The 26,056-nt window shown below is 68.1% G+C and carries 19 protein-coding genes and 1 pseudogene; 9 read left to right on the forward strand and 11 right to left on the reverse strand.

All coding sequences use genetic code 11. The annotated features are described in order from the left end of the window. The 3 genes from VGI12_11295 to VGI12_11305 are packed head-to-tail and all read right to left on the reverse strand — an operon-like array spanning position 1 to position 3,984. Positions 1–1,317 carry an MFS transporter gene (locus VGI12_11295; protein HEY2433248.1) on the reverse strand — a complete coding sequence of 439 codons (1,317 nt, stop codon included), beginning with the start codon at positions 1,315–1,317 and terminating at the stop codon, positions 1–3. Then, a complete protein-coding gene (locus VGI12_11300) occupies positions 1,314–2,144 on the reverse strand; it encodes a sugar phosphate isomerase/epimerase family protein (protein ID HEY2433249.1) in 831 nt (276 codons plus the stop codon). The genes VGI12_11295 and VGI12_11300 overlap by 4 nt, the downstream gene beginning before the upstream one ends. A 28-nt stretch (positions 2,145–2,172) precedes the next feature. Beyond that, a complete protein-coding gene (locus VGI12_11305) occupies positions 2,173–3,984 on the reverse strand; it encodes an ABC transporter ATP-binding protein (GenBank protein ID HEY2433250.1) in 1,812 nt (603 codons plus the stop codon). A gap of 76 nt (positions 3,985–4,060) precedes the next feature. Between VGI12_11305 and VGI12_11310 the strand changes: the two genes are divergently transcribed. Continuing rightward, the gene (locus tag VGI12_11310; protein HEY2433251.1) at positions 4,061–6,604 is read left to right on the forward strand and encodes an ABC transporter permease; all 2,544 of its coding nucleotides are present in this window, start codon (positions 4,061–4,063) and stop codon (positions 6,602–6,604) included. Between the two features lie 6 nt (positions 6,605–6,610). On the opposite strand, the gene VGI12_11315 is transcribed toward VGI12_11310, so the two are convergent. The 3 genes from VGI12_11315 to VGI12_11325 all read right to left on the reverse strand — a co-directional run bounded on the left by VGI12_11315 (position 6,611) and on the right by VGI12_11325 (position 8,636). Next, positions 6,611–7,399 carry a cyclase family protein gene (locus VGI12_11315; GenBank protein HEY2433252.1) on the reverse strand — a complete coding sequence of 263 codons (789 nt, stop codon included), beginning with the start codon at positions 7,397–7,399 and terminating at the stop codon, positions 6,611–6,613. Beyond that, positions 7,381–7,944: a thiamine pyrophosphate-dependent enzyme gene (locus VGI12_11320; protein ID HEY2433253.1), complete on the reverse strand. Its 564-nt coding sequence runs from the start codon at positions 7,942–7,944 to the stop codon at positions 7,381–7,383. Before VGI12_11320 ends, VGI12_11315 begins: the two co-directional genes overlap by 19 nt. A gap of 179 nt (positions 7,945–8,123) precedes the next feature. Then, positions 8,124–8,636 (reverse strand): thiamine pyrophosphate-binding protein, encoded by a 513-nt coding sequence (locus VGI12_11325; GenBank protein ID HEY2433254.1) that lies wholly within the window; start codon positions 8,634–8,636, stop codon positions 8,124–8,126. A gap of 97 nt (positions 8,637–8,733) precedes the next feature. Between VGI12_11325 and VGI12_11330 the strand changes: the two genes are divergently transcribed. After that, complete coding sequence (locus tag VGI12_11330; GenBank protein HEY2433255.1) at positions 8,734–9,105, forward strand: response regulator; 372 nt, start codon at positions 8,734–8,736, stop codon at positions 9,103–9,105. A 35-nt stretch (positions 9,106–9,140) separates the two neighbouring features. Here the strand turns inward: VGI12_11330 and VGI12_11335 are convergent, their stop codons facing one another. Beyond that, entirely contained in the window at positions 9,141–10,931 is a 1,791-nt protein-coding gene (locus VGI12_11335; GenBank protein ID HEY2433256.1) for an ABC transporter ATP-binding protein, read from the reverse strand. Continuing rightward, positions 10,915–12,720: an ABC transporter ATP-binding protein gene (locus tag VGI12_11340; protein HEY2433257.1), complete on the reverse strand. Its 1,806-nt coding sequence runs from the start codon at positions 12,718–12,720 to the stop codon at positions 10,915–10,917. Before VGI12_11340 ends, VGI12_11335 begins: the two co-directional genes overlap by 17 nt. A gap of 60 nt (positions 12,721–12,780) precedes the next feature. On the opposite strand from VGI12_11340, the gene VGI12_11345 reads away from it, so the two are divergent. The 5 genes from VGI12_11345 to VGI12_11365 all read left to right on the forward strand — a co-directional run bounded on the left by VGI12_11345 (position 12,781) and on the right by VGI12_11365 (position 19,500). Further along, positions 12,781–15,405 carry a TIM-barrel domain-containing protein gene (locus VGI12_11345; GenBank protein ID HEY2433258.1) on the forward strand — a complete coding sequence of 875 codons (2,625 nt, stop codon included), beginning with the start codon at positions 12,781–12,783 and terminating at the stop codon, positions 15,403–15,405. A 149-nt stretch (positions 15,406–15,554) separates the two neighbouring features. Continuing rightward, positions 15,555–15,815, forward strand: a complete 261-nt coding sequence (locus VGI12_11350; GenBank protein ID HEY2433259.1) for a hypothetical protein — start codon at positions 15,555–15,557, stop codon at positions 15,813–15,815. Between the two features lie 60 nt (positions 15,816–15,875). Further along, positions 15,876–17,207, forward strand: coding sequence for an ATP-binding protein (locus tag VGI12_11355; protein ID HEY2433260.1), 1,332 nt, complete (start codon positions 15,876–15,878; stop codon positions 17,205–17,207). Continuing rightward, on the forward strand, positions 17,204–17,821 hold the full coding sequence (locus tag VGI12_11360) for a response regulator transcription factor (GenBank protein HEY2433261.1): 618 nt from the start codon (positions 17,204–17,206) through the stop codon (positions 17,819–17,821). The genes VGI12_11355 and VGI12_11360 overlap by 4 nt, the downstream gene beginning before the upstream one ends. Continuing rightward, on the forward strand, positions 17,818–19,500 hold the full coding sequence (locus tag VGI12_11365) for a CRTAC1 family protein (GenBank protein HEY2433262.1): 1,683 nt from the start codon (positions 17,818–17,820) through the stop codon (positions 19,498–19,500). Before VGI12_11360 ends, VGI12_11365 begins: the two co-directional genes overlap by 4 nt. A 151-nt stretch (positions 19,501–19,651) precedes the next feature. Here VGI12_11365 and VGI12_11370 read toward each other — a convergent pair whose 3' ends face one another. Both VGI12_11370 and VGI12_11375 read right to left on the reverse strand, forming a co-directional pair. Beyond that, positions 19,652–20,896: an enolase C-terminal domain-like protein gene (locus VGI12_11370; protein ID HEY2433263.1), complete on the reverse strand. Its 1,245-nt coding sequence runs from the start codon at positions 20,894–20,896 to the stop codon at positions 19,652–19,654. 307 nt (positions 20,897–21,203) lie between these two features. Beyond that, entirely contained in the window at positions 21,204–23,756 is a 2,553-nt protein-coding gene (locus VGI12_11375) for an alpha-glucuronidase family glycosyl hydrolase (protein HEY2433264.1), read from the reverse strand. 150 nt (positions 23,757–23,906) lie between these two features. Here VGI12_11375 and VGI12_11380 point away from each other — a divergent pair, with 150 nt between their 5' ends. Then, a complete protein-coding gene (locus tag VGI12_11380; GenBank protein ID HEY2433265.1) occupies positions 23,907–24,227 on the forward strand; it encodes a hypothetical protein in 321 nt (106 codons plus the stop codon). Between the two features lie 12 nt (positions 24,228–24,239). After that, a pseudogene (locus VGI12_11385) lies at positions 24,240–24,617 on the forward strand (deiodinase-like protein). A 52-nt stretch (positions 24,618–24,669) separates the two neighbouring features. On the opposite strand, the gene VGI12_11390 reads toward VGI12_11385, so the two are convergent. Then, the gene (locus VGI12_11390) at positions 24,670–26,028 is read right to left on the reverse strand and encodes a Gfo/Idh/MocA family oxidoreductase (protein HEY2433266.1); all 1,359 of its coding nucleotides are present in this window, start codon (positions 26,026–26,028) and stop codon (positions 24,670–24,672) included. Between the last annotated feature and the right edge of the window lie 28 nt (positions 26,029–26,056).

The raw sequence follows: 26,056 nt of genomic DNA on the forward strand, positions 1-26,056 counted from the left end.
CTAGAGGACCGTGTCCTTCGTCTCGTGCGTCATCAGCAGCCCGACGAGCGTCAGCGCCGCCATGCCGGTCAGGTAGTACCCGACGTACTGAAGCCCATAGCTCCTGGCGAGCCAGGTGGCAGCGTAGGGGGCGAGCGAGGCCCCGAGAATACCGGCGAGGTTGAACGTCAGCGAACTGCCGGTGTAGCGGACGGCGGTCGGGAAGAGCTCCGAGAGCGCCGTGCCGAGCGGTCCATAGGTGAGACCCATCAGCGCGAGCCCGACCGCCATGGCCAGCATGACGCCGCCGGTACCGGCCTGCAGCCAGGGCGCAAGCGCGAACCCGAAGGCGCCGATCGCAACGGTGACGGCAACCAGGGTGCTGCGCCGGCCGGCACGATCGGCGACCACCGCCGAGAGCGGAATGGTCAGCGCGAAGAATAGAATCCCGAACAACTGGATCCACAGGAACTGCTGGCGGGTGAACCCGAGCACGCTCGTGCCCCAATTGAGCGCGAACACCGTCATCAGATAGAACAGGACGAAGGTCGCGACCGACATCAACGTGCCGCGGACGAGCGCGCCGGAATGCCTGGTGATCACCGCGCCGATCGGCAGCGCAACGCGTTCGCGGCGCTCGATCGCCTCGCGGAACACCGGCGTCTCGTGGATGCGCAGCCGTACGTAGAGGCCGACGATGACGAGCGCGGCGCTGGCGAGGAACGGAATGCGCCAGGCGAAGCGAAAGAACTGGTCGTTGGTGAAGAGCGTCGAGATCACGAGGAAGACGCTGGCGGAGCAGGTGAAGCCGACCGGCGCGCCGAGCTGCGGGAACATGCCGTACCAGGCACGCCGGCCGGGTGGCGCGTTCTCGATGGCCAGGAGCACGGCGCCTCCCCATTCGCCGCCAAGGCCGAGCCCTTGTCCGAACCGGCACAGCGCCAGCAGCACCGGCGCGGCGACGCCGACGCTCGCGTAGGTCGGCAGCAGGCCGATGCTCACGGTGGAAATCCCCATCGTCAGCAGCGCGGCCACCAGCGTCGTTTTGCGCCCGACCCGATCCCCGAAATGGCCGAACACCGCCGATCCAATCGGCCTGGCGAAGAATGCGATGGCGAACGTGGCGAGCGACGCGAGCGTCGCGGCAGTCGGATCGGTCGCGGGAAAGAAGAGCCGAGGGAATACGAGGACCGCGGCGGTTGCGTAGATGTAGAAATCGAAGAACTCGATCGCGGTGCCGATCAGACTGGCGAACAGGACCTGGCGCGGCGAGTTGACGATCGGATGCGCGCCAACGTCCCTGGGGTCATCGCGGTGATTGTGGCCCGCGCCGATCACTCGAACGCCCTGCGCAACAGCGCGACGGTGACGGGCCCTTGCGCCGCCAGGTCGGTCGTCGATCCCTCCATGCTGATCCGCTTGTCATAGCCGATGGCCTTCAGGTTCGCGAAGAACGGCGCGTAGTCGAACTCGCTCCACGTCTGTGGGAAGACGCGTCCGTTCGGGTTGGCGACGTGCAGATGGCGCAGGTGGTCCTTCGCCTTGAGCACCACAGCCGGATCCTCGTGCTCGCTCGCCAGGTGGTAGAAGTCGATCATCAGCTGGAAGTTGGGATGGTTCACGGCCTTGACGAGCTCGAGCCCCTCCGCGGCGGTGTTGACGATGTTGGTTTCCTGCCTGCGCAGCGGCTCGATCGTGACGGTGATCCGGTAGCGGCTGGCGGCGTCGGCCGCGCGGCGGCTGAAGTCGACGAGCTGCGTCCACGCCTTGTCGCGGTCGAAGCCGTCGGGCACGCGGCGGGCGCCGCCGCTGCCGAACACCAGCACCTCCACGCCCAGCCGCGACAGGCGCGTCATCACCTTGCTCACGTGCGCGGTCTGTTGTTCGAGATTGATGTCGGGGCCGACGACCTTGATCGTCTGCGGGACGAAGAGGTTCGCCGTCGGCGTCGCGATGCCGGCCTGCTTCAGGTGCGCGGCCGCCGCGTCGAAATCGGCGTCGCTCAGCGCGGCCACCTCCGTCGCCGACACCTCGACGTAGTCGAACCCGGCCGTCTTGGCGGCGTCGGCATTCCCGAGCGACGTGCAGTAGCCGACCTGCACGTTCGTCGCCGGCATGGCCACCACCGCCGCGGCTATGAGCGCTGCTACTGCGGCGAATCGCATCGCGGCGCATTATACGGGCTGGGCGCCGTCAGCGATAGCCGGCGGCCTGCAGCTCGAACAGCTGGGCGTAGCGGCCGCCGGCGCGAAGCAGTTCGTCATGCGTGCCGATCTCGGCGAGGCGGCCGTCGGCGATGACGGCGATGCGATCGGCGATCCGCACCGTCGAGAAGCGGTGGGAGATGACGATACCGATCCGGCCGCGCAGGTTCTCCTTCAACTCGGCGAAGATCCCCGCCTCCGCTTCGGGATCCAGCGACGAGGTCGGCTCGTCGAGAATCCACACGTCGGCGTTGCGGTACATGATCCGCGCCAGCGCCAGCCGCTGCCATTCGCCACCCGAGAGATCGTGACCGCCCTCGAACAGCCGGCCGACCTTCGAGTCCAGTCCTTTCGGCATGCTCTTCAGCAGCCACTCGCTGCGGGCGTCGTGCAGCGCCTCGATGACGCGGCCGTCGTCGACCGGATCGTTCGGCCGGCCCATCACGACGTTTTCGCGCACCGACAGCTCGTAGGTGGCGTAGTCCTGAAAGAGCACGCCGATGCGGTTGCGGAGCGCTGCCGGATCCAGCTCGCGCAGGTCGACGCCCCCCACCCGGATGGCGCCGGCATCCGGGTCGTAGAAACGCAGCAGCAGCTTGACGAGCGTGCTCTTGCCCGCGCCGTTCTCGCCGACCAGGGCCACCAGCTCGCCGCCGCGGATGTGCAGGTCGAAGCCGGCGAGCGCGGCGCCGCTGCCGCCCGGATACGCGAACGAGACGTGGTCGAACTCGATGCCGTCGATGCGCGGGTCCGCCAGCGCGCGCGGCGCCGCCGGCACCGGCACCAGCGGCTCGATCGCGAGGAACGAAAAATAGTCGTCGAGAAACGTCGTGTGCTGATCGACGGCGACGAAGGTGCCCGAGATGTTGCCGAGCGTGCCGGCCAGCGACGCAAACGCGCCGACCACCAGCACCACGCCGCCCGGCGAGATGCCGCCGCTCGAACCGCGCCAGGCGACGAATACATACGCCGCGGCGAGCGTCGTGCCGCCGATCAGGCCAGTGAGGAACGAGGTCCGGCTGGCTGACTGGAACATCTCCTCGCGCAGCGCAAACAGCTGCTCGGACAGCGCGCGATGCCGCTCGAGCAGGTAATCAGGAAGCACGTAGGCGCGAATCTCCTTCGTCGTCCGCGGCTGCACGAGCAGGTCGCCGAGGTACTCGCGCTCGCGCTCCTCCGGCGTCTCGCGGTAGAACATCTCGTACATCTTCACCGTGACGCGGCGCTCGAGGGCGAGCGACACGACGGAAGACGCCAGCGCCAGCACGACCAGCACCCAGTGCAGGCTGGCGAGCAGCCCGGCCATCAGCACGATGGAGACGATGTTGCTCGACAGGCCGAGCACCGACCACGTCAGGTCGCCCGGCCGCCACGACACGTCGCGCTTGGCGCGCGCGAGCCGGTCGTGCCAGTCGGAGTTGTCGAAGTGGCCGAGATCGACGCGCGCCGCCTGCGCGAGGAGGCGGCGCTCCGCTTCGAGCTGCACGCGGCGCACGAACAGGTTGCGGCCGTAACCCATGTAGGCGCCGAGCGACCGCTGCACGGCGGTGGCGAACCACAGCCCGGACAGCACCGGGATCATCGTCCGGAACGGCAGCCCGGTGGCGCGCCCGGCGGCGATGAGGTTCACCAGTCGTGCGCTGAGATACACCGTCAGGGGCGGCATCGCCGCGTTGAGCATGCCGAGCAGCGAATACCGGACAAGGGCGCGCGGTGAGGCCGCCCAGGCGAGCGCCATCCCCTGCTGGAGGTTGCGGCGGACACGCTGCGCACGCCCCGACGGGGACGGACCGGAGGACATTCGATCGAAGATATACCAACCACCCTGTTAACCAGACCGTCCAATGTCGCGTATTGCTGCCTGGGAGGAAGTGCGGATGCTGAAAGACCTGCGCCATGGGATGCGGACGCTGCTGCAGGCGAAGGGCTGGACCACGGTCGTGGTCCTGTCGCTCGCGCTCGGGATCGGCGCCAACGCCGCGATCTTCAGCGGCCTGAACGGATTGCTGCTCACGAAGATCCCGGTCCAGGATCCCGATTCGCTCGTGCGCCTCCGCTGGGTCGGCCGCAACGACATGGTCAACAGTTCCAGCGACTACGGCTCGATCAACCGCCTCGCCTACGGCAATCAGAACGTCCGGACGACGTTCTCGTATCCCATGTACCGCCAGCTCCTCGCCGACAACAAGACGATGAGCGACCTCTTCGCCTGCGCGCCGTTCGGGCGCGTCAACGCCGTCGTCGACGGCCAGGCCGAGCTGGCGCAGGCGTTCCTCTCGACCGGCAACTACTTCCAGTTGCTCGGCGTCTCGGCGCGGATCGGCCGCACGATCGTGCCTGACGACGATCGGCCGACGGCGACGCCCGTGGCGGTCATCAGCTCGAAGTATTGGCATTCGCGGTTCGGCACCGAGCCGAACGTCGTCGGCAAGGTGATCCGCGTCAACAACGTGCCTGTCACCATCGTCGGCATCCTGCCGCCTGACTTCACCGGCGTGCAGCAGCCGCTCGCCGAGGCGCCCGACCTCTCGCTGCCGCTGGCACTCGAACCGCAGCTCGAGACATTCGCCGGCAACAGTCAGGTCTCGGACGCCACCTACTGGTGGCTGCAGATCATGGGGCGGCTCAAGCCGGGCGCGACGGCTGCGCAGGTGCAGGGGAACCTGGAAGGCGTCTTCCAGAGCACGGCGCGCGCCGGGTTCGACGCCTACATGAAAGGGTTGACCGACGCGGACCGCTCGCAGCAGCGCAACCGCGATCGGACGCGCGTGCCGAGGCTCTTCGTCGAGGCCGGCGGCCGCGGCGTCTACGACGTCAACAGCAACGATCTCCAGGCAGCCACGATCCTCACGATCGTCGTCGCGCTCGTCCTGCTGATCGTCTGCGCCAATGTGGCCAACCTGCTGCTGTCGCGCGCGACGACGCGGCAGAAGGAGATCTCCGTCCGCATGTCGCTCGGCGCAACGCGCTGGCGGCTGGTGCGCCAGCTCCTCACCGAGAGCGTGCTGCTCGCCGCGATCGGCGGCGTGCTCGGCCTGGTCGTCGGCTACTGGGGACGGGCGCTGATGCCGACGTTCCAGGGACAGCCGCCGCCGCTCGACTGGAGGGTCTTCGCGTTCGTGGCCGTGGTGACGCTCGGGACCGGCATCCTCTTCGGCATCGTGCCGGCACTGCGCGGCACGGCCGTCAACGTCAACGCAGCGCTGAAGGAAACGGGCCGCAGCGTCATCGGGTCGCGCAGCGTGCTCGGCCGGATCCTGCTCGTCGTCCAGGTGGCGATTTCCCTGGTGCTGCTGGTCGGCGCCGGCCTCTTCCTGCAGACGCTCGGCAACCTGCGCAAGGTCGACGTCGGCTTCGATCCACGCAACCTCGTGCTGTTCCGGGTGAACCCGTCGCTCAACCGCTACGACGAGAAACAGATGACGGCGTTCTACGGCAACATGCTCGAGCGCCTGTCGACCGTGCCCGGCGTGCGCGGCGCGGCGATGTCGCAGCCGGCGCTCCTCTCCGGCGGCGTCAACTCGACCGGCATTTACGTACAGGGACGGCCGGCGCCGCTGACGCGCCCGCAGGACGACAGCCATAGCATTAACAGGCTCGTCATCTCGCCGAACTTCTTCGACGTGATGGGCATCCCCGTCGTGTCGGGGCGCGCCATCTCGGATCGCGATACCGCCACATCGCCGAAGGTGGTGGTCATCAACGAGGCGGCGGTGAGAAAGTATTTCCCCAACGAGAATCCGCTCGGGCATCATTTCGGTTCGAGCCCCGAGACAGTCGGGGATCTCGAGATCGTCGGCGTGCTGCGCGACGCCAAATACAACAGCGTCCGCGAGGCGGCGCCGCCGACCATGTACGTGCCCTACCGCCAGGCGCGGCTGAGCAATGCCACCATCGAGGTGCGCACCGCCATGGCGCCGGCCGGCGCCATGACGGCGATTCGCGAGGCCGTGCGGCAGATCGACCCCAACCTGCCGCTGACCGACGTGTCGACCCAGATCGAGCAGGTCGAGAAGCGCTTCCAGCAGGAGAAGCTGTTCGCGCAGGCCTACACGCTGTTCGGCGGCATCGCGCTGCTGCTCGCCGCGATCGGCCTGTTCGGGTTGATGTCCTACAACGTCTCGCGCCGGACCAACGAGATCGGCATCCGCATGGCGCTCGGCGCGCAGCGCAGCGACGTGCTCGGCCTGGTGATGCGCGAGTCGATGGTCCTCGTCGCCATCGGCGTCGCCGCCGGCCTCGCCATCGCGCTTCTCAGCAGCCGCCTCGTGACGACGCTCCTCTACGGTCTCGCGCCGCGCGACCCGCTGGCGATGAGCGCCGCCATCGGCGTCATGATTGCGGTGTCGGCGCTGGCCGGCTACCTGCCGGCGCGCCGAGCCTCACGCGTCGATCCAATGGTCGCGCTGCACTACGAGTAGGAGCGGCTACGGCTCAACGGCGACGAAGGCCAGAACCCGTACGGGCGAGCCGCTGCCGCCGACGATCTTCAGGGGCGCCGCGATGACAACGGCGCCGGTCGACGGCAGCCGATCGAGGTTGCACAGGCTGGCGAGGCCGAATTTGCCGGCACCGTGCATGATCGTGTGGTTCGGAAACGGCGGATCGAACCTGCCGGCCTGGCCGGCATCGGTGCCGATCGTCTCGACGCCGACGCCGAGGACGTCGCGATCGTGGGCGAGCAGGCGCGACGCGTCGGCATGAAAGCCAGGGCTGTGCGGGCCGTCGGCAGCGGCGTTGACGAACGACGCGGCGTCCGTACGCCGGCTCCATCCGGTCCGCAGCAGCAGCCACACGCCGGCAGGAATCCGGCCGTGCTCCCCCTCCCACTGCTCGATCCGGGACGGCGTCAGCAGGAAGTCCGGATTCGCCGCGACCTCACGCTCGACGTCGATCACGCACGCCGGCCCGACGAAACGCCGCGCCGGGATCGTGTCGCAGGTGTTGTCGGCCAGGTCCTTCCCAGTCACCCAGTGGACCGGCGCGTCGAAGTGGGTGCCGGTGTGCTCACCCAGGCGCAGCGTATTCCAGTACCACGCCGGTCCCTTGTCGTCGTAGCGCGAGATGACGTCGATCGTGACACCGGGCGACGGCGCGAAGATCGGCGGCAGGCCGATCACCGGCGTCGAAGGACCGAGCGGTTGGGTCAGATCGACGATGACCAGCCGGCCCGCGACGAGATCGGCGACGAGGCCGGTCAGTGTTGTCGCAGCCATCTGTGAAACTCGAAGCGATTTTCCAGCAATGCCAGGTCCGTGACGAATGCCGCGGGGCCGACGGCCTCGACCTTGGCCACCAGCGTCGTGAGCTCGCCCGCCCCCAAGGCGGCCGTGAACGCGGCGCCGAACTCCTCGAGCGTTCGCACGGTGGCGGTGCGCGGCACGCCGGCGCCAGCCGCCATCGCGGCGATGTCGCTACCTGTGGCCGTCGCCGTGGGAAACCCGCCGACCGACAGCAGGCTCTCGTTGTCGAACACCACGTGCAGCAAATTGCTCGGCCGATACCGCGCGAGCGTCGTCAGGCCGCCCAGGTTCATGAGGATCGAGCCGTCGCCGTCGAACACCACGACCTGCCGGTCGGGCCGCGCGAGCGCGATGCCCAGTCCCATCGAGGACGCCAGTCCCATCGCGTGCTGCAGATAGAAGAAGTTCGGACGATGGCCAATCGCCTGCAATTCGGCGGCGACCGCTCCCATGATCGTCACGACGACGACGTCGGCGAGCTGGGGATAGATGGCGGCGAGTGCGTCGGCTCGTCTCATTGTCGATCCGAGGGGCTTCGCTCCTCGAACTCCCCTGCACGCGCTCTCGCGCGCCGCTCCGACGGCGCGCTCCGTTCGCGTGGCTCGCTCCCGGCGCTCGCTCGCCGTCGTCGCACAACCATCTCTGTCGGCGTCATCCGTGTTCGTCCGTGTTTACCCGTGGCTCGCATCCGCGACTCTCATTCTTCGAACATCAGGTCACGGCACAGCAGCAGCGCGACGGGGCGGTTGGCGGAGGCGGCGAGCGTCTGCGCCTTGCGGATCCGCCGGGCGACGTGGTCGGGGCTGTCGAGATACGCGAAGGGGATGCGCAGCGCGCGCAACAAGTCCTCGGTGACGCCGCCCCCTTCGGTCTGCCATGGATCCCGTTCACCGAACTCGCCGCGGTAGCTGATCAACATCAGCAGTGGAATCCGATAGAGCTGCGCGCACGACACGATGCCGTTGATCGACGCGAGAAAGCCGTGGTTCTGCATCAACATCGCCGACTTCACGCCAGCCAGGTGCGCGCCGGCCGAGACGCCGACGCCTTCCTCTTCCTTGGCGAGCCGCACCAGCATCATCTCGGGATCGTCGTCGGCGAGCCGAATCAGGTGAACTAGCCAGGTTTCGGGCAGCGCCGAGACGAGCCGGATCCCAACCTCCTTGAGGGCGTCGTAGACGACCTGCGAGTTGGCGACCGAGACCGGCACGCCGGCACTATACCCGGAACGGTTGCCGTCGCAATTGAGGATATACGTAATGCTCGATGGCTGACCCCGGCGCTATTCTCGGGCTAGGATGCCGGCGGTGGCTGCCCTTGTCCTCATCGTCGACGACAACGTCGATGCCCGGGAGATGTATGCCCTCTATCTGGAGCATGCCGGTTTCCGCGCCGCCGAGGCCGGGGACGGTGAAACGGCGATCATGATGGCCCGGCGCGATCGGCCAGCCGTGATCCTGATGGACGCGACCATGCCGCGTCTCGACGGCTGGGAGGCGGCGCGGCAGCTGAAGGCGGACCGCGAGACCCGCAGCATCCCGCTCATCATGCTGACCGCCCACGCCTTCGTCGAGCACCGCGAGCGCGCCGCCCAGGTCGGCGCCGACGCCTTTCTCGCCAAGCCGGTGCTGCCAGACGCGCTTGCCCAGGAAATCCGCAGGGTCCTCGCCCAATCCTGATCGGCCGTGGCGGTCGGCGGCTCGCCCCGCTCCGATCAGCGGTAGGCAGCCGCCTGGATTTCGTAGAGCTGCGCGTAGGGACCACCCGTCGCCATCAGCGCATCGTGGGTGCCGGTCTCGGCGACGCGGGCGCCGTCCAGCACGACGATCAGATCGGCCATCCGCACCGTCGAGAAGCGGTGCGACACGAGAATCGTGATCCGACCGTCGGCGCGGCTGGCGCGGGCCGCCTCCGCGTAGCGCTCGAACAGCGCGTGCTCGGTCTCGGCGTCGAGCGCCGCGGTCGGCTCGTCGAGCACGACGACGAGCGGCGTGTCGCGCATGAAGCCGCGCGCCAGCGCCAGCTTCTGCCACTGGCCGAACGAGAGCTCGACTCCGGCCGGCCAGGTCGGCCCGAGCTGCGTGGCCAGACCCGACGGCAGTCGCGCCAGGACGTCGTCCGCGCCGGCGCGCCGCACGGCATTGGTCACCGCCCGATCGTCGTCGAGCCGCGCGACGTCCCCCAGACCGACCGCGCGCCGCGCGGCGAATTCGAAACGGAAAAAATCCTGAAAGGCGCCGGCCAGCCGGCCGCGCCACTCCTCGGCGCGAATCCGCGCGAGCGCGACGCCGTCGACAACGATCGCCCCCGACGTCGGCTCGTACATCTTCGCCAGCAGCTTCACCATCGTTGTCTTGCCGGCCCCGTTCTCTCCGACGATCGCCACGACCGATCCGGCCGGGAACGACACCGTGACGTCGTCGAGCACCTGCTTCGAGGTCCCCGGGTAGGCGAACGACACGCGATCGAAATTGATGCCGTGCTTCAACGCCGGCGGCGGTGAGGCGTGGGCCGCGGCGGCGACCGACGCGGCGTAGTCTTCCAGCCAGGCGAGGCGGCGGGCGCCATACACCCAGAAGCCGCGCAGGAACCCGAGCTCGCCCACCGTGCCGCTGACGAAACGGGACAGGGCCGAGCCGGCCGCGAGTACGAGCAGCACCGATCCGACCGGCGCGCGCAGGCCGAGCGCGACGAACACCACTGCGCCCACGTAGCCGGCCGCGAAGACCGACCAGGCAGCGGCGTGCCACCCTGCCGACGCCCATCGGGCCGCCGCGACCGGCGCAAAACCCCGCATCCAGGCCTCGCGCCGCGCCGCGATCAGACGCTCGCCGATACCGGTCACCCGGACATCCTTGCCCGGCGCCGCCGTCGTCGCGACCGTGAACAGATGCCGGGCCAGGCGGGTGGGCTGCGCGGCGCGTTCCTGCGCGACGCGCTCGACGGCCGGACGCCATGTCGACGCCAGCACCGCCGGGATCGCCAGCACACCGAGCAGAGCGAGCGCCAGATGGACCGACGCAAGCAGCACGATCGTGACGCCGAGCCCGAGGATCCATGCGCAGGTCGAGAAGAGCGACATGTACATGTGCTCGAGCACGAACACCTGGTCGCGCAGCATCGCAAGGCGGTCGAGGTGCTCCGGCCGCTCCTGGTGCGCAATGGTGACGATGGACGCCTGCAGCGACGCGACGTGCGCTTCGAGCGCGATCCCGACCTTGTCGCGGAAACGGCGCTGCACGCGCGTGCTGTAGATGCCGATCAGCCACGTCGTCGCCGCGGTCACGGCCATGCCGGCGGCCGCCCAGAGCACGAGCCCCGGACGGTGCTGCTCGATTCCCTTGCCGAAGAGGAGCAGCCAGAGCGCGACGATCGCGCCCGGCACCCCCGCGAGCTGCGCGAGTGCGAACGACGCGAGCATCAGCCGCGGCTCGTGCCGGTAGCCGAGGCGGCAGAGCCGCCACATCGACGACAGGGCCGGCGGGAGGTCAGTCGAGGACGTCATACGCCTTCCCCTCCTCCCCGGGCGCCGCGAACCGCTGCGCCTGCAGATCGAACATCGTGCGGTAGCGTCCGCCGAGCGCCATCAACTCGTCGTGCGTGCCGAGCTCGACCACCCGTCCGCCCTCGAGGACGCAAATACGATCGGCGAGCCGCACTGTCGAAAAACGGTGCGAGATGAGCACCGTCGTCCGGCCGCGCGTCGCCTTCAGGATCCGCTCGAAGATCTCTTTCTCGCCGCGAACGTCGAGCTGCGCCGTCGGCTCGTCGAGCAGCACGAGGCCGGCGCCCTCGTGGATGGCGCACAGCGCTCGGGCGAGCGCGACACGCTGCCATTGGCCGCCGGAGAGGTCGATGCCGCCGTCATAGCCGCGCGAGAGAATCGTGCCGAGCGGCGCCAGCCCGGCCGCTCCCGCCTGCTGCAACGCGGTTTCGATCGCGGCGACGGGCGCTCCGGCTGGCGCCACGTTGTCGCCGAGCGGCCATTCGAAGCGCGTGAAGTCCTGGAAGACCGCCGTGACGCGGGCGCGCCAGGCGTCGAGCGACAGTTCCCGGACGTCGACGCCGTCGACCTCGATCGTCCCTTGCTGCGGGTCGTACAACCGGCAGAGCAGCTTCGCGAGCGTCGTCTTGCCGGCGCCGTTGCTGCCGACGATGGCGAGCGACTGCCCGGAGGGAATCGTCAGGTCGAAGCCGTCGAGCACCTGGTAGGCAGGGTCTGTGGACCCGGCGGCGACTGGATACGCGAACGACACGCCGCGGAAGCGAATCTCGTGCGCGGGACGGCCGGCCGCCGGACGCGTGCCAGCGGCAAGCGCGCCTGTGGACGCCATCACTGACTCGAGTCGTCGGACCGCAGCCACCGGCGCGGCCGCGCCGTCGAGCGCCCAGCTCAAGCCGCCGAATGCAATCTGCGATACGCCGACTGCGACCTGCGAGAACGCGACGAGCCGCGCCAGGCTGAGCGAGCCGTCGATCGCGGCCTGGGCCATCGCCCAGAAGACGATGAGGTTCGCGGCGCAGACGACCAGTACCGTCACCAGCATCGGCCTCTCGCGCAGACGGGTGGCTTCGTATTGCAGCCGGTGCAGCACGGTGCGGGCGGCGGTGAAACGATCGATCGTCCAGGGCGCGAGCGCGAACAGCCGCAGCTCCTTGGCCGACGGCGGATCCACCGCGAGGCGATACGCGTACTCGGCCTCGCGCTGTGCGGCGCGTACCTCCGGCGTATTTCGATCCCGCCAGACGCCGCTCTCGCGAAGCAGCCAATGCGTGCTGCCCCAGGCCGCGCCGAGCAGGAGCGGCGTCCACCAGTTGAACGCAAACAGCACCACCGCGCAGGCAATGCCGCCAATCAGGCCCAGCAGACCGCCCGCGATGAATTCGACGTCGATGTTGAGCGGCGGTCCCGTCAACCCCAGGTCGAAGTCGCGCGCCACCGTGAGATCCGACATCAGGCCCGGGTCCTCGAGGTGCCGGACGCCCGGCGGGCCGACGCACGCCAGCGTCAGCCGGTCGTACAGCCACGAGGCTGTCCGATCGCCCAGATTGGCGCTGATCGCCTGTTGAACGGGCGGCAGGACCTGCAGCAGCACGAAGACCGCGCCGGTTATCGCGAGCGGTACCGACAGCGGTGTGCCGTGCGTGACGGCGCCGACGAGCAGCCCCATCGCCAGGCCGAACGCCGCGCCGAGCAGTCCGCGCAGCACGAGCACCGCCCACCAGGCCGCCGCCAGCAGCGGTGCGGCCGTGCTCAGCGCGGCGAAGAATCGCCACTCGTCCCGATCGGTCACACGCATTGCAGCTTCACGCGCCTCGGCGCCCCGCGGCCGGTGTGGCAGTATATCGAGCAAATGTTGCAATTCGCTGCGGGTGCGATCGCGTTGGCGGCGGGGTTCTCCCAGGGGGCGGCGCGAACGGACGGCGTCGAGCGGGTCGCGGACGGAATCCGGCTGCGCACCGCCGCCGGCGTGGTGACGCTGCACGTCGAGACGGAGGCGATCGTCCGCGTCACGTTTGCCAAAAGGCCTGACTTCCGCGCCGACGACATGGTCGTCGTCGGACCGAAGGGCGCCGCGCCGGTGTGGAAGACCGCGTCGAGCGCCTCGACCGTCACGTTGACGACGGCCAGGCTGCGCGTGACGATCGCCCGCGCTGATGGCGCGGTCGCCTTCGCCGATGCCTCCGGACACCCGATCCTCGCGGAGGCGGCAGATGGTCATCGGCTGACCGCCGCGGAGGTGCAAGGCGAACAGACCTTCCACGTACAACAGGTGTGGAAGGCGAATGACGACGAGTCGATCTACGGCCTCGGCCAGCGCCAGGAAGGCAAGCTCGACATCAAGGGGTACGACCTGGACCTTTGGCAGCGCAACACCGTCGTTGAGCTGCCGATGTTCGTGTCGAGCCGCGGCTACGGCATACTCTGGGACAACACCGCGCCGTCGAAGTTCGGCGACATCGCGCCGTTCGAGGCGCTGCCGGCGACGGCCGACCGCGTCACCGCGCCGGTCACCGGCGACTACCAGTTCCAGACGTACTCGAACGGCGAGACGAAGGTCTGGCTCGACGGCGTACTGCGCATCGATCACTACAAGCAGAACTGGGCGACCGAATACGACCAGTTCAAGGTGCACCTCGAAGCTGGCAGGACCTACCCGCTCAAGGTGACGAATACCGGCGGCACGACGCTCGAGCTGCGCTGGAAGAAGCCGGTGGCCCAGGCGACGTCGATGTGGTCGGAGGTCGGCGACGGCGTCGACTACTACTTCATCTACGGTCCGGAGATCGATCAGGTGATCGCCGGCTACCGCGCGCTGACCGGTCAGGCGTCGATGCTCCCGGCCTGGGCCTTCGGCTTCTGGCAGTCGAAGAACAAGTACAACACGCAGGACGAGATCCTGAAGACAGTGGCGGAATTTCGCCGCCGCCGGATTCCGATGGACACCATCGTGCAGGACTGGCAGTACTGGCCGATCGATCGGTGGGGCGATCACGAGTTCGAAGCGTCGCGCTATCCGGATCCGGACGCGATGATCAAGGGGATCCACGACGCGCACGCGCACTTCATGATCTCGGTCTGGGGGAAGTTCTATCCGACGACCCGCAACTACAAGGCGATGGACGCGATCCATGCCCTCTATCCGACGACCGCGACGGATCACGTCAAGGACTGGCTGAACCGGGAATACTCGTTCTATGACACCTTCAACGCGCCGGCGCGCGCGCTGTTCTGGGACCAGGTGAACCGCGCGCTCTTCCGTCGCGGCGTCGACGCGTGGTGGATGGACGCGACCGAGCCCGATCTCGTGCAGCCGTCGCCGCCGACGCTCGAGTCGACGCGGCGCTTCATCGATCGCACCGCGGTCGGCACCGCATCGCGCGTGATGAGCGCGTATCCGCTGATGAACAGCAAGGCGGTATACGACGGCCAGCGCAGCACGGCGCCCGACCAGCGGGTCTTCATCTTGACGCGCTCGGGCTTTGCCGGCATCCAGCGCTACGCGACGGTCACGTGGTCCGGCGACATCACGTCGACGTTCCAGACGCTGCGCAAGCAGATCACCGCGGGGCTCGGCTTTTCGATCGCCGGCGACCCGTACTGGACCACCGACACCGGCGGCTACACGATGGACCGCCGGTTCGCGCAGGCGAAGGACGGCGACGCGCTCGACGAGTGGCGCGAGTTGAACGCGCGCTGGTTCCAGTACTCGACCTTCTCGCCGATCCTGCGCGTGCACGGGACCGATCGGCCCCGCGAGATGTGGAACCTCGGCGACGAGTCGACGGACGTCTACAAAACCGAACTGGCGTTCGACAAGCTGCGCTACGCGCTCTTTCCCTACATCTATTCCGTTGCCGGCGCCGTGACGCAGGACGGGGCCACGCTCATGCGGCCGCTGGTGATGGACTTCCGCGCCGATACCAGGGCGCGCGACGTCACCGACGAATACATGTTCGGGCCAGCGTTTCTCGTCAACCCCGTCACCGAGTACAAGGCGCGCACGCGCCCGGTTTACCTGCCGGCCGGCACGGCCTGGTACGACTTCTGGACTGGCACGCGCACGGCCGGCGGCCAGGCGATCACCGCCGACGCCCCAGTCAGTCGGCTGCCGCTGTATGTTCGCGCCGGTTCGATCGTCCCGTTCGGGCCCGACCAGCAGTACATCGGCGAAGCACCAGACGCGCCGATCACGCTCCATGTCTACGCCGGCGCCGATGGCCGCTTCTCGCTCTATGAAGATGACGGGAAGTCCTACGGCTACGAGCGAGGCGAGTTCGCGCGCATCCCGATCGCGTGGAACGATGCGACGCGCACGCTGACGATCGGCGCCCGCACGGGCAGCTACCCCGGCATGCCGGCGACCCGCACGTTCACCGTCGTGCTCGTGACGCCGCAGTCGGCGGTCGGTTACGGTGCGGGAGGGACCAACCCGATTGCCTACACCGGCGCCGCCGTCAGCACGCGGGTGCGGTGACGCGCTTGGGACGCACGAAGCAAGTCCGACTCGCCGGCGTGTTCGTGGTCCTGACCCTGCTCCTGGCGGCCTGCGATGTCGACTTGTTCGGCAACGATCGCCAGCCGCTGAGAATCCGCTCCGGGTCCACCGTGTCACAGTGAATGCCAATGAAATCTGGCCGGGCGCGGACGTATTGGTTTTCCGCGAAGCGCTCCGGTTGGGGATGGGGCCCGCCGTCCGCCTGGCAAGGGTGGGTCGTTCTCATCCTCTACCTCGCGCTGGTCTTTGGCGGCATCCCCTATGTGCACGCGACTCGCGGGAGTGTTGTCTACGTCGCGTACGTCTTCGTCCTCACGGCCGCCCTCGTCGCCGTCTGCTGGCTCACGGGTGAACGTCCGCGCTGGCGCTGGGGAGGGCGTGATGGCTGAGCCTTACCTGCTCACGGGTTACCATGCTCGCGGCATGAGCGTCCGACCGGCCACTGCTGAATGACGAACGCCAAGGACGCGTTCTCGCCGGTCCCGCGGCTGTTAGCCGGGCTCATTCTGACGCTGTTCGCCGTCGTTGCCTACTCGTGGTACATCGCCGCGCGGATCGCCGACCTGCGCGCCGTGCAGACGGAGCTGACCGATCGTAACCGCCGCGACTCGCTGCAGCTGCTCCGGATCCAGAACGACCTCAACACGCTCGGCCTGGCGATGCGCGACATGCTCGATCCCGAAGAGCACTACAAGCTGACGGCATGGTCGGCTCAGTTCGATCGCATTCGCACGGATCTCGGCGACGCGCTGAAGAAGGAAGCGGACGCGTCGGGAGCGCGCCGCACGCCGGAGCAGCGTCGGTACCTGGAAGACTCGGTGGCGCAGTTCTTCGACGCCTCACAGCGGATCTTCGAGCTTGCCGCCGGCGGCCGTGAAGAGGATGCCCGCGCCGAGATCCGGCTGTCGCTGCAGGCGCGGCAGGCGGCACTCGCCACCGCCGTCGCGCGCCTGCTCGTCCAGAACAACGAAGCCGAAGAGCGGACCGCGCAGGACGTCCAGAACATCTACGTCGCGGTGCAGCGGCGCGTCTACCTGTTCCTGGCCGCGACGCTGCTCGTCATCGCGGCGACGTCGCTCTATCTCATGCGCGCCAACCGGCGGCTGTTCGCGCGCATGGCGCGGCTGTCCGACGAGCGGCGCGAGCTGACGCAGCAAATCCTCACGGCGCGCGAGGAGACCCTCAAGGAGATCTCGCGCGAGCTGCACGACGAGTTCGGCCAGCTGCTGACCGCGATCGGGACGATGCTTGGCCGCGTGACGAAGCAGGCCCCTGCCGACTCGCCGCTCGCCGCCGATCTGCGCGAGATCTCGGAGATCGCCCAGACGGCTCTCGATCGCACGCGCGGCCTGGCGCAAACGCTCCACCCCTCACTGCTCGAGGAGCTCGGCCTCGACAGCACCGTGGAATGGTATCTTTCGACAGTGGAGCGGCAGTTCGGCGTCCAGGTCACCTACGCGCGAACGGGCACGCCGGCCGCGCTCGATCAGATGACGACGATCCACGTCTACCGCGTCCTGCAGGAAGCGATGAACAACGTCGCCCGCCATTCCGGCACGCGCCGCGTTTGGGTGCGGCTCGACAACGGCGGCAACGGCCTCCGTCTCGAGGTCGAGGATCACGGCACCGGCGTCGGCGCTGGCGGCCGCCGCGGCCTCGGACTGGTGACGATGCGCGAGCGGGCCGCGCTCATCGGCGGCACGCTCCAGGTCCTGGCGCCCGAGGCGGGCGGCACGCTCGTCCGCCTCGCCGTGCCGCAGCGCCGCGCGAGCACGGCATGAAGCCGATCACGGTCCTCCTCGCCGACGACCACGCGGTCGTCAGACGCGGCTTCCGCCGGCTGCTCGAAGACGATCCCGGCATCAGCGTGGTCGGCGAAGCGAGCGACGGCGAGGATGCCATCCGGCTCGCCGGCGAGCTGGCGCCGCAGGTGGTGGTGATGGACGCGGCGATGCCGGGCACCAACGGGCTGGTCGCCACGCAGACGATCGCCGACCGCCATCCCGACATCTCGGTGCTCATGCTGAGCATGCACTCCGAGCAGACGCTGGTGCGGCAGGCGTTTGCGGCCGGCGCGAAGGGCTACGTGCTGAAGAATGCCATCGACCTCGACCTCGCCGCCGCCGTGAAACGCGTCGCCGCCGGCGAGAAGGTGGTCGATCCGGCCGTTGCGACGCCGGCGGCCGACGGGAAGAGACGCCTGACGCCGCGCGAAATGGAAGTGCTACAGCTCATTTGCCGCGGACTCTCGAACAAGGAAGCCGCCACGCAGCTGAACGTCAGCGCCAACACCGTCGCGGTGCACCGCGCCAGCATCATGAACACCGTCGGCGTCCACAACGCCGCTGAACTCGTCATGTACGCGCTGCAGCACGGGCTGATCAGTCCGCTGTGAACCGCCGCGCCTTTCTCGGGCAATCGGCGGCGGCAGTGGCGATGACGCTCGTGCCGCGCCCGCTGCGGGCCCAGGCGGCGCCGGCCTTTCATCTCACCGACGTCACGGCGCAGGCCGGCCTCGCCTTCACGCACAACAGCGGCGCCTACGGCGGCAAGCTGCTGCCCGAAACGCTCGGATCCGGCTGCGCGTTCCTCGACTACGATCACGACGGCTGGCAGGACATCCTCCTCGTCAACGGCATGGACTGGCCTGGCCACAAGCAGAAGCGCTCGACGCTGAAGCTCTATCGCAACAACCGCAACGGCACGTTCACCGACGTCACGAAGGCGGCCGGCCTCGACGTCGAGATGTACGGCATGGGCGTCGCCTGCGGCGATTTCGACAACGACGGCTTCCCCGACCTGCTGGTGACCTGTGTCGGCCAGAACCGCCTGTTCCGGAACACCGGCAAGGGCGCGTTCGTCGACGTGACCACGGCCAGCGGCCTCGCCGGCCGCACCGGCTTCAGCACCTCGGCCGCCTGGGTCGACTACGATCGCGACGGGCACCTCGATCTCTTCGTCTGCAACTACGTCAAATGGAGTCCCGCGCACGACGTCTTCTGCAGCGTCGACGGATCGAAGAAGTCGTACTGCACGCCGGAGGCGTACCGCGGCGACACCTGCTGGCTGTTCAGGAACCGCGGCAACGGCACGTTCGAGGACGTGACCGAGACGAGCGGCGTCTTCGACACCAGCTCGAAATCGCTCGGGGTGGCGGTGCTGGACGAGGATGAGAATGGCTGGCCGGACCTGTTCGTCGCCAACGACACGCAGCCCAACAAGCTCTATCGCAACCAGAAGAACGGCACGTTCAAGGAGGTCGCCGTCGAGGCGGGCGTCGCCTTCAGCGCCGATGGGAAGGCGCGCGCCGGCATGGGGGTGGACGCCGGCGACTTCGACGGCAGCGGCCACGCCGGGCTCGCGGTCACCAATTTCGACAACGAGATGATCGGCCTCTATCGGCCGCTCGGCCAGGGACGCTTCGAGGACGTCGCCGTCCGCGCCGGCATCGGCGCCGTGTCGCGCAGCACGCTCGGCTTCGGCTGCGTCTTCGCCGACCTCGATCTCGACGGCGCACTCGATCTGCTCGTCGCCAACGGCCACATCGATTCCACCGTGCGCCAGATCCAGGGACACGCCGGCTATGCGCAGTCGGCGCAGCTCTTCCTCAACCGGGGCGGCACCTTCCGAGACGTCGCGTCGGCGATTGGCGGCGGCTTCGACGCCGCGCGCGTCGGCCGCGGCCTCGCGGTCGGCGACTTCGATCGCGACGGCGACGTCGACGTGCTCATGACGACCAACAACGGCCCGGCGGTGCTGTTCCGCAACGATCAGACCGGCGGCGGACGATCGCTGCGCCTGACGCTCACCGGCACGAAGTCGAACCGCGACGCGATCGGCGCCAGCGTGCGGATCTACCACGGCGGCACATCCCAGTCGCGGATGGTGAAGAGCGGCTCCAGCTATCTCTCGCAGTCGGAACTGGCGCTGACCTTCGGCGTCGGCGCCCGCGACCTCGTCGATCGCGTCGTGGTGACCTGGCCGAGCGGCGCGACGCAGGAATTCAAGAACGTCGCGACAGCCCGCGCGTATGGCTGCGTCGAGGGTCAGCCGCTGATTCCGCTCGCGCGCTGACCGGCGGGGTCAGACCGGGGTCAGACCACCTTCGCCGATCTTGCGCGATGCAGGAATTGCGTACGCGCCTTGGGGCCTTGCAGCTGAAGACCACACTTCGCGTCGGCGTCTGTTCTCGATTCTGAGTCTATTGCTCCGCCTGAAGGCGGAATCATCTCTGTCGCCGCATGTCAGGCACCCGCGCGTCGGCCGGATCGGCCCAGCGATCGTTGGGCAGGAGCGGCGTCCAGCCGGGACGGCCGGGATCCTGATCGTAGGGATACGGACCCAGTTCCCGGTAGAGCGCGGCGTAGTGCGCCAGCTTGGCTCGATCCAGCTGCACGCCGAGGCCCGGCCCCTTCGGCACGGCGATCGCGCCGTCGACATAGGGGAGTTTTCCGCCGACGATCACGTCGTCCACCAGGTGGTGGTAGTGCGCATCCGCCGCGAAGGTGAGGTTCGGAATTACGGCACCCAGGTGCAGCATCGTCGCCAGCTGGATGCCAAGTTCACCTGACGAATGCACGGCGACACCGAGCTGGAATGTCTCGCACACAGCGGCCGCTTTCACGCAGGCCCGGATGCCGCCCCAGAAGGTCGTGTCGAGCAGGATCACGTCCACTGCCGTATTGAGCACGTTCGCCGACAGCTGCTCGAAATTGACGACGACGGTGTTGGTGGCGAGCGGCATGCGGACCTTCTCGCGGACGCGCCGCATACCGTTGAGACCGAAGACCGGATCCTCGAGATAGTCGTTGTCGAGGTCTTCGATCGCCTGGGCGAAGCGAATCGCCTGCTCGGCGGACCACACGGCGTTGGGATCGAAGCGGACGCGGTCGCCAGGCACGGCATCGGCGAGGGCGCGGAAACACTCCAGCTCGTAGTCGGGATGGAAGACGCCGCCCTTGAGTTTGTGAGACTTGAAGCCGTGCGTCCGCTTCAACTCGAGCGCGTTGGCGACGAGCTGCTCCGCCGTGCGGACTTCCCCACCCTTCTCGCCGGCATATCGGAAGAAGAGATACGACGCGAACGGCACGCGGTCGCGCAGCGGACCGCCGAGGATGTCGAACACCGGCACGCCCCACGCCTGGCCGAGCACGTCCAGGCACGCGAATTCGATCGCGGCCACGAGCTGCGTCCGGTTGTTATACAGCGAGGCGGTGGGATTGGCGAGCAGGAACCGCATCTCCTCGAGCCGCGCCGGGTTGCGGCCGACGAGATACGGCGTCAGCGCGAGAATCCCCGCGACAGCGGCCTCGCCGCCGCCACCCATCTCGCCGAGGCCGACGAGGCCGGTATCGGTTTCGAGCTCGATGATGGTGCGGACGAAACGTCCCCAGTGGCAGCCGTTGGCGTGGCGCAGCGGCGCTTCGAGCGGAACGGTGACGGGTGTCGCGCGCAGAGCGGCTATCCGCATGAGGGTGCCAAGGGTGCAAAAGGCGCTAAGGGTGCGAAGGGTGCTGGTGCCAAGGGTGCGAAGGGTGCTGGTGCCGGGGGTGCAGGACTGCCAAAGGTGCCGGCGGTGCCAAGGGGGCTGACGGTGCCAGTATTAACGGTCCTACGGCGCCTCCAGCACCCTAGCACCGTTCGCACCCTGGCACCCGGATCCTTCGCACGCTCGGCATCCCCGCCCCACGCACCATTAGCACCCCCAGCACCAGCACCCTTCGCACCGTTGGCACCGTTGGCACCCTTGGCACCTTTAGCACGTCACCTTTGGCACGTCACTTTCGAATCTCGATGTAGTCGAGCGCCGCGGTCTCCTGGCCGTCCGGTGTGCCCTCGACCTGAATCTCGTCGCCGGGCTTCAGCGCGATGCCGGAGATCACGTAGCGGCTCGACGATCCGCCGTCCGGCTTGCGCGAGGGGATGTGGTCGTCGGCGGTCCACTCCCCGACGACCTTGCCGTTGAGGCGCACGCGAAAGTGCGCGGCGCCGGTACTGACGTCGTAATACTGCACGAAGATGTCGTGCGTTCCAGCCTGCCCGCTGTACTTGAACGCTGCGGTGCACACGGGCTGCCGGCACTCCACAGCGCCGCTGCCCGAGGCGGTCTCCCACGGCGTCACGGTCGTCAAGGTATAGCCCTCGAGTTGCGCGGATTCGGCTTCGATCCGTCCTGGATAGCCGCCGACGCGGCCCTTCTCGTCGGAGATTCCGGACGTACGATGGAACCATCGCGTCACCGCGTCGCGCCAGACGACCGCCTGGCCGGCCTGGTAATCGAGCTGCTTCAGCACCGCCTGATACCGCTCGTCGTCGACGAGCCCGCGCAGGCCGCGCCACCCGTCAACCCACGTCGCGACGGCGTCTGCCCCCTCGTAGTGCGAATCGTAGATGAACTGAATCACCGTCTTTCCCGACTGCAGCATCTGCCCGTAGGGCACGTGGTGCATGAAGAGCAGCAAATCATCCGGTGTGGTCTCGACCGATTCGTACATCTTCGCAATTGCCGCCGGGTATTGCCCGGTAAACCCGGTGCCGGTCGCAACCGAACGATCCATGCCGACGCCCTGCTTGTCGGCGCGATGCCACTGCCCCCAGCCGTTCTCCTCCGAGGCTTCGACCGCAACGCTGTAGTGATTGCCGACGATGTCGGTGAGCGTCTGGAGGCCGAGCGGGCCGGTGTAGTTCTCGAACGTACGCCACGACGTGAGCAGCAGCTCGTTGACCGTCTTCGCGACCTGCGGGTCGGGACCGAACGTCTGGCGCGTCCACTCGCCGGCGATGTCGGCCGAGCTCAGATCGGGGTTCCACGCGAGACGGCCGAACGCGTAGAGGTTCGCCTGCGAGAGATGATTGTTCGTCCAGTTGTCGCTGTCGCCAACATTGGCCACGCCGGCGAAGCCGCCGAGCGGCCGGTGGAAGACGCGGCCGGCGACGATCGCCTTCACCGCCGACGGCTGATCGTGCGCCTGCATGTCGAAGTCGAGCGTCGCCTTCCACATCGGCGCGAGGAAGACGTCGTAACGCGCCTGCCCGAAGTACTCCTGCGTGATCTGCAGCTCGATCGCTTCGTTCGTCTTCTCGAGTCCGGCGAAGAGCGGCGACGCCGGCTCGCGCACCTGGAAGTCGATCGGTCCGTGCTTGATCTGGATGATGACGTTGGCGTCGAACTGGCCGTCGAGCGGATGGAAGTTGTCGTAGGCGGCGCGGGCGCGATCGTTCTTCAGGTTGCGCCAGTCCATGTGGTGGTCGTAGACGAAGCCGCGATAGAACAGGATGCCGCCGTGGGGCTGGAGCGCGCGCGCGACGACGTTGGCGGCGTCGGCGTGGGTGCGGTTGTAGGTGGACGGACCGACGCGCCCTTCGGAATCTGCCTTGAGCACGACGCCGGCAAAATCGGGGATCGCCGCGTAGATCGCATCGAAGCGTGCCTTCCACCAGGCGGCAACCGCCGGATCGAGCGGATCGTAGGTCGGCAGTTTGCCGAGCGACTGCGGACTGCCGAAGTCGACCGCAATGGCGACACGCACACCCCACGGTCGCAGCGCCTCGGCCACCCTCGCAATCTGCGGCACGAAGTCCGGCGACAGCACCGCGGGGTTGGCGTTCACGTTGTTGATCGAGACGGCGCCGATGCCGAGCGAGGCGAGCAAACGCCCGTACTCCCCTGCCTTCGTCAGATCGTCTCTGACCTTGCCGTTGGCCCAGAACAGCGAACGGCCGCCGTAGCCGCGTTCGATCGATCCATCGAGGTTGTCCCACTGGTTCACCCAGCGGACCGGCGCGTAGGGCACTTCTCGATCGTCGAGCGTGCTGAGCACCTGTCCGTCGGCGAGCTTGCGCAGCCAGGCGAAGGCGCCGTAGAGCGTGCCGCGCGCGTCGCCGCCGGCGATCACCGTAAAGGACTGGTTTCCCTGGTGCACGGTCCGCAGCCAGAAGGCGTCGGCAGGAAGATCCCCCGACGGCGCGAGCGCGGGGGCTGCGGCGCGGATCGAGGCAAGCGTCCCGACGATCACCGCGCCGCTCGCCGGGAGCGCGTTCACCGGCTCGATCGGACGCCCCAGCATGCCCTGCACGCCCTGGCGCAGCTCGTCCGCCGCCCGCTGGATCGTCACGGCGTCACCGAGACGGTAGATGGCGCGCGGCACCTCGGCGCCGGCACGCGCCGCCGCGTCGGGCGGCAGCGCCGCGTAGCGCAGCCACGCCGCATGCCCGTTCTCGGCGCTGGCCGGCGATGCGGCGAAGATCAACAGCCACAGCAGAGTGGTTGGCCGGATCTTCAGACCCGGCACGCGAACACCGGACCTGAACGTCCGGCTTGCAGATCTCATCATTCGACCTTTCGGTTGCCTTCTTCGATCGTCACGTGACGGTCTCTCGACAGATGCGCAATCCTCTGGACGCGGCGGCTCGCCGGCGGCCACCGGATCTCGATCCAGCCGATCCTCGTCGCAGCAATTTTATCTGCTAGGCTCACCAAAATGGGTCGCGCCGTGAAGAGCCGCTTGAAGTGGGTCGGGACTGCCCTGATCGGGGCCTACGTGTTGTTCCTCGCGGCGATGTTTGTCGTCATGAGCCAGCCGCCCGAGCGGTTCGGCGCAATCATGCGGCACTTCCCGATGCCGGCGATGATGATCGTGCCCTTCGAGACGCTGTGGAACGTCGCGCGTGGCGGCACGCTGCAGCTCGGAGACCAGGCGCCCGACTTCACCCTGCCGACCGCCGACAAAGCCTCGGCGATGCACCTCGCCAGCTTCCGCGGCCGGATCCCGGTGGTCCTGGTCTTCGGGAGCTACACCTGACCGCCGTTCCGGCGGGAGGTGCCCGCCCTCAACGCGATGTACGAGAAATACCGCGGCAAGGCGGCCTTTTACGTCGTCTACATCGGTGAAGCCCACCCGAACGACGCGTGGCAGCTGCCGTCCAACCTGCAGGACCAGGTCGTCTACGAGAGCCCGAAGGACTTCGGCGCGCGCGCCGATCTCGCCGAGGTGTGCGTCATCAAGCTCGGCATCAAACTTCCCGCCGTGGTCGATCGCTTCGACGACGCGGTCGAGAAGGCCTATTCGGGATGGCCGGACCGTCTGTATCTGATCGGGACGGACGGCCGCATCCTCTATAAGAGCCGCCCGGGCCCGTTCGGGTTCACGCCGGCCGACCTCGAAGCCGCGCTGCGCGCGGCGCTCCCGTAGACCGGGCCCGGCGCAGGCGGGATGCGTAAGGTCCGGCAACGCCGCTCCTCGCCTACACCGACTGCGGCGTCGGGTGCGTCCAGGGATTTCGATACGTGCGATGGAGGAGGCGGTTCGCCTCGGGGTCGCCGACGACCACGCCTTTCGCGTGATCCCATTGCACCGCTCGGCCCAGCTTCATCGAGATGTTGGCCAGGATGCAGGCCGCAGTCGACATGTAGCCCTGCTCGATGTCCGAAACAGGATGCTGCCGCGACTCGATGCACTCGAGGAAGTTCTTCATGTGGGCGCGGATCGCGGGCGCCACGTGCTTTTCGAGATCTTTCTCGGTGCGGTCTTCCGGGTACTTGTCCAGTTCGTAGAGGACGTCCTCGTGGATCGCCGGCTCCTTCTTCCCCGCCTCGTAGAACGAGTAACCCATCACGCTCGCCTCGAGGGTCCCCTTGTCGCCGTAGAACGTGGCACCCCACGGGTGCGCCCGCGGATCCGGCTGCTCGCCCCAGGTGCGGTGCGTCCAGTGCACGCGCACCGCCGGGAACTCGAACGTCGCCTCCTGCGTGTCGGTGATGTTGGCCTTGCTCGCTTTGTCGACGAAGATGCCGCCGCTCGACATGATCCGGGTCGGCATCGGCAGGTCCATCATCCAGCGCACCATGTCGAGCATGTGGACGCACATGTCCCCCATGATGCCGTTGCCGTACTCCATGAAGGCGCGCCAGCTGCGCGGATGCGTGAGCTTGTTGAAGGGACGCATCGGCGCCGGGCCGGTCCACATTTCGTAGTCGAGCTCCGGCGGCGGCGCGATGTCGGGCGGGTTCTCGCTGGTGCGCATGTGGTAGTAGCAATAGATCTCGACGTAGGCGATGGTGCCCAGCTTGCCGTCGCGGATGATCCGATCGCGCGCGGTCACCAGGTGCGGCGTGCTGCGGCGCTGCATCCCGACCTGGACGACGCGCTTGTATTTGCGCGCCGCCGCGAGCATCGCCTGCCCTTCGAGGACGTCGACGCAGATCGGCTTCTGCACCCAGACGTCGAGCCCTGATTTCACCGCTTCGATCATCGGCAGCGCGTGCCAGTGATCGGGCGTGTCGATGAGGACGAGGTCCAGATCCTTCTCGGCGAGCAGCTTGCGCCAGTCGCTGTAGAGGCGCGGCCGCTTCTTCGACAGCTGGCGCGTCGCGACGAGATCGGCGGCGTCGTTCAGCATCCGGCTGTCGACGTCGCACATCGAGACGACGTTGACAGGCGCGACCTGGACGAGCCGCAGCAGGTCGGACTTCCCGTACCAGCCCGGACCGATGATCCCGACGCGCTTGTTGGCGCCGATCTGCGCGGCCAGCGGCTCGTAGCGCGAGAAGCGGGAGGCCGCGACGATCGCGGCACTCGATCTCAGGAAGTCGCGTCTGTTCATGGAGGCTCCGGAAAAGCGGCAGTTGGCC

This window comes from Vicinamibacterales bacterium (assembly GCA_036496585.1).
Classification (GTDB): Bacteria; Acidobacteriota; Vicinamibacteria; order Vicinamibacterales; family 2-12-FULL-66-21; genus JAICSD01.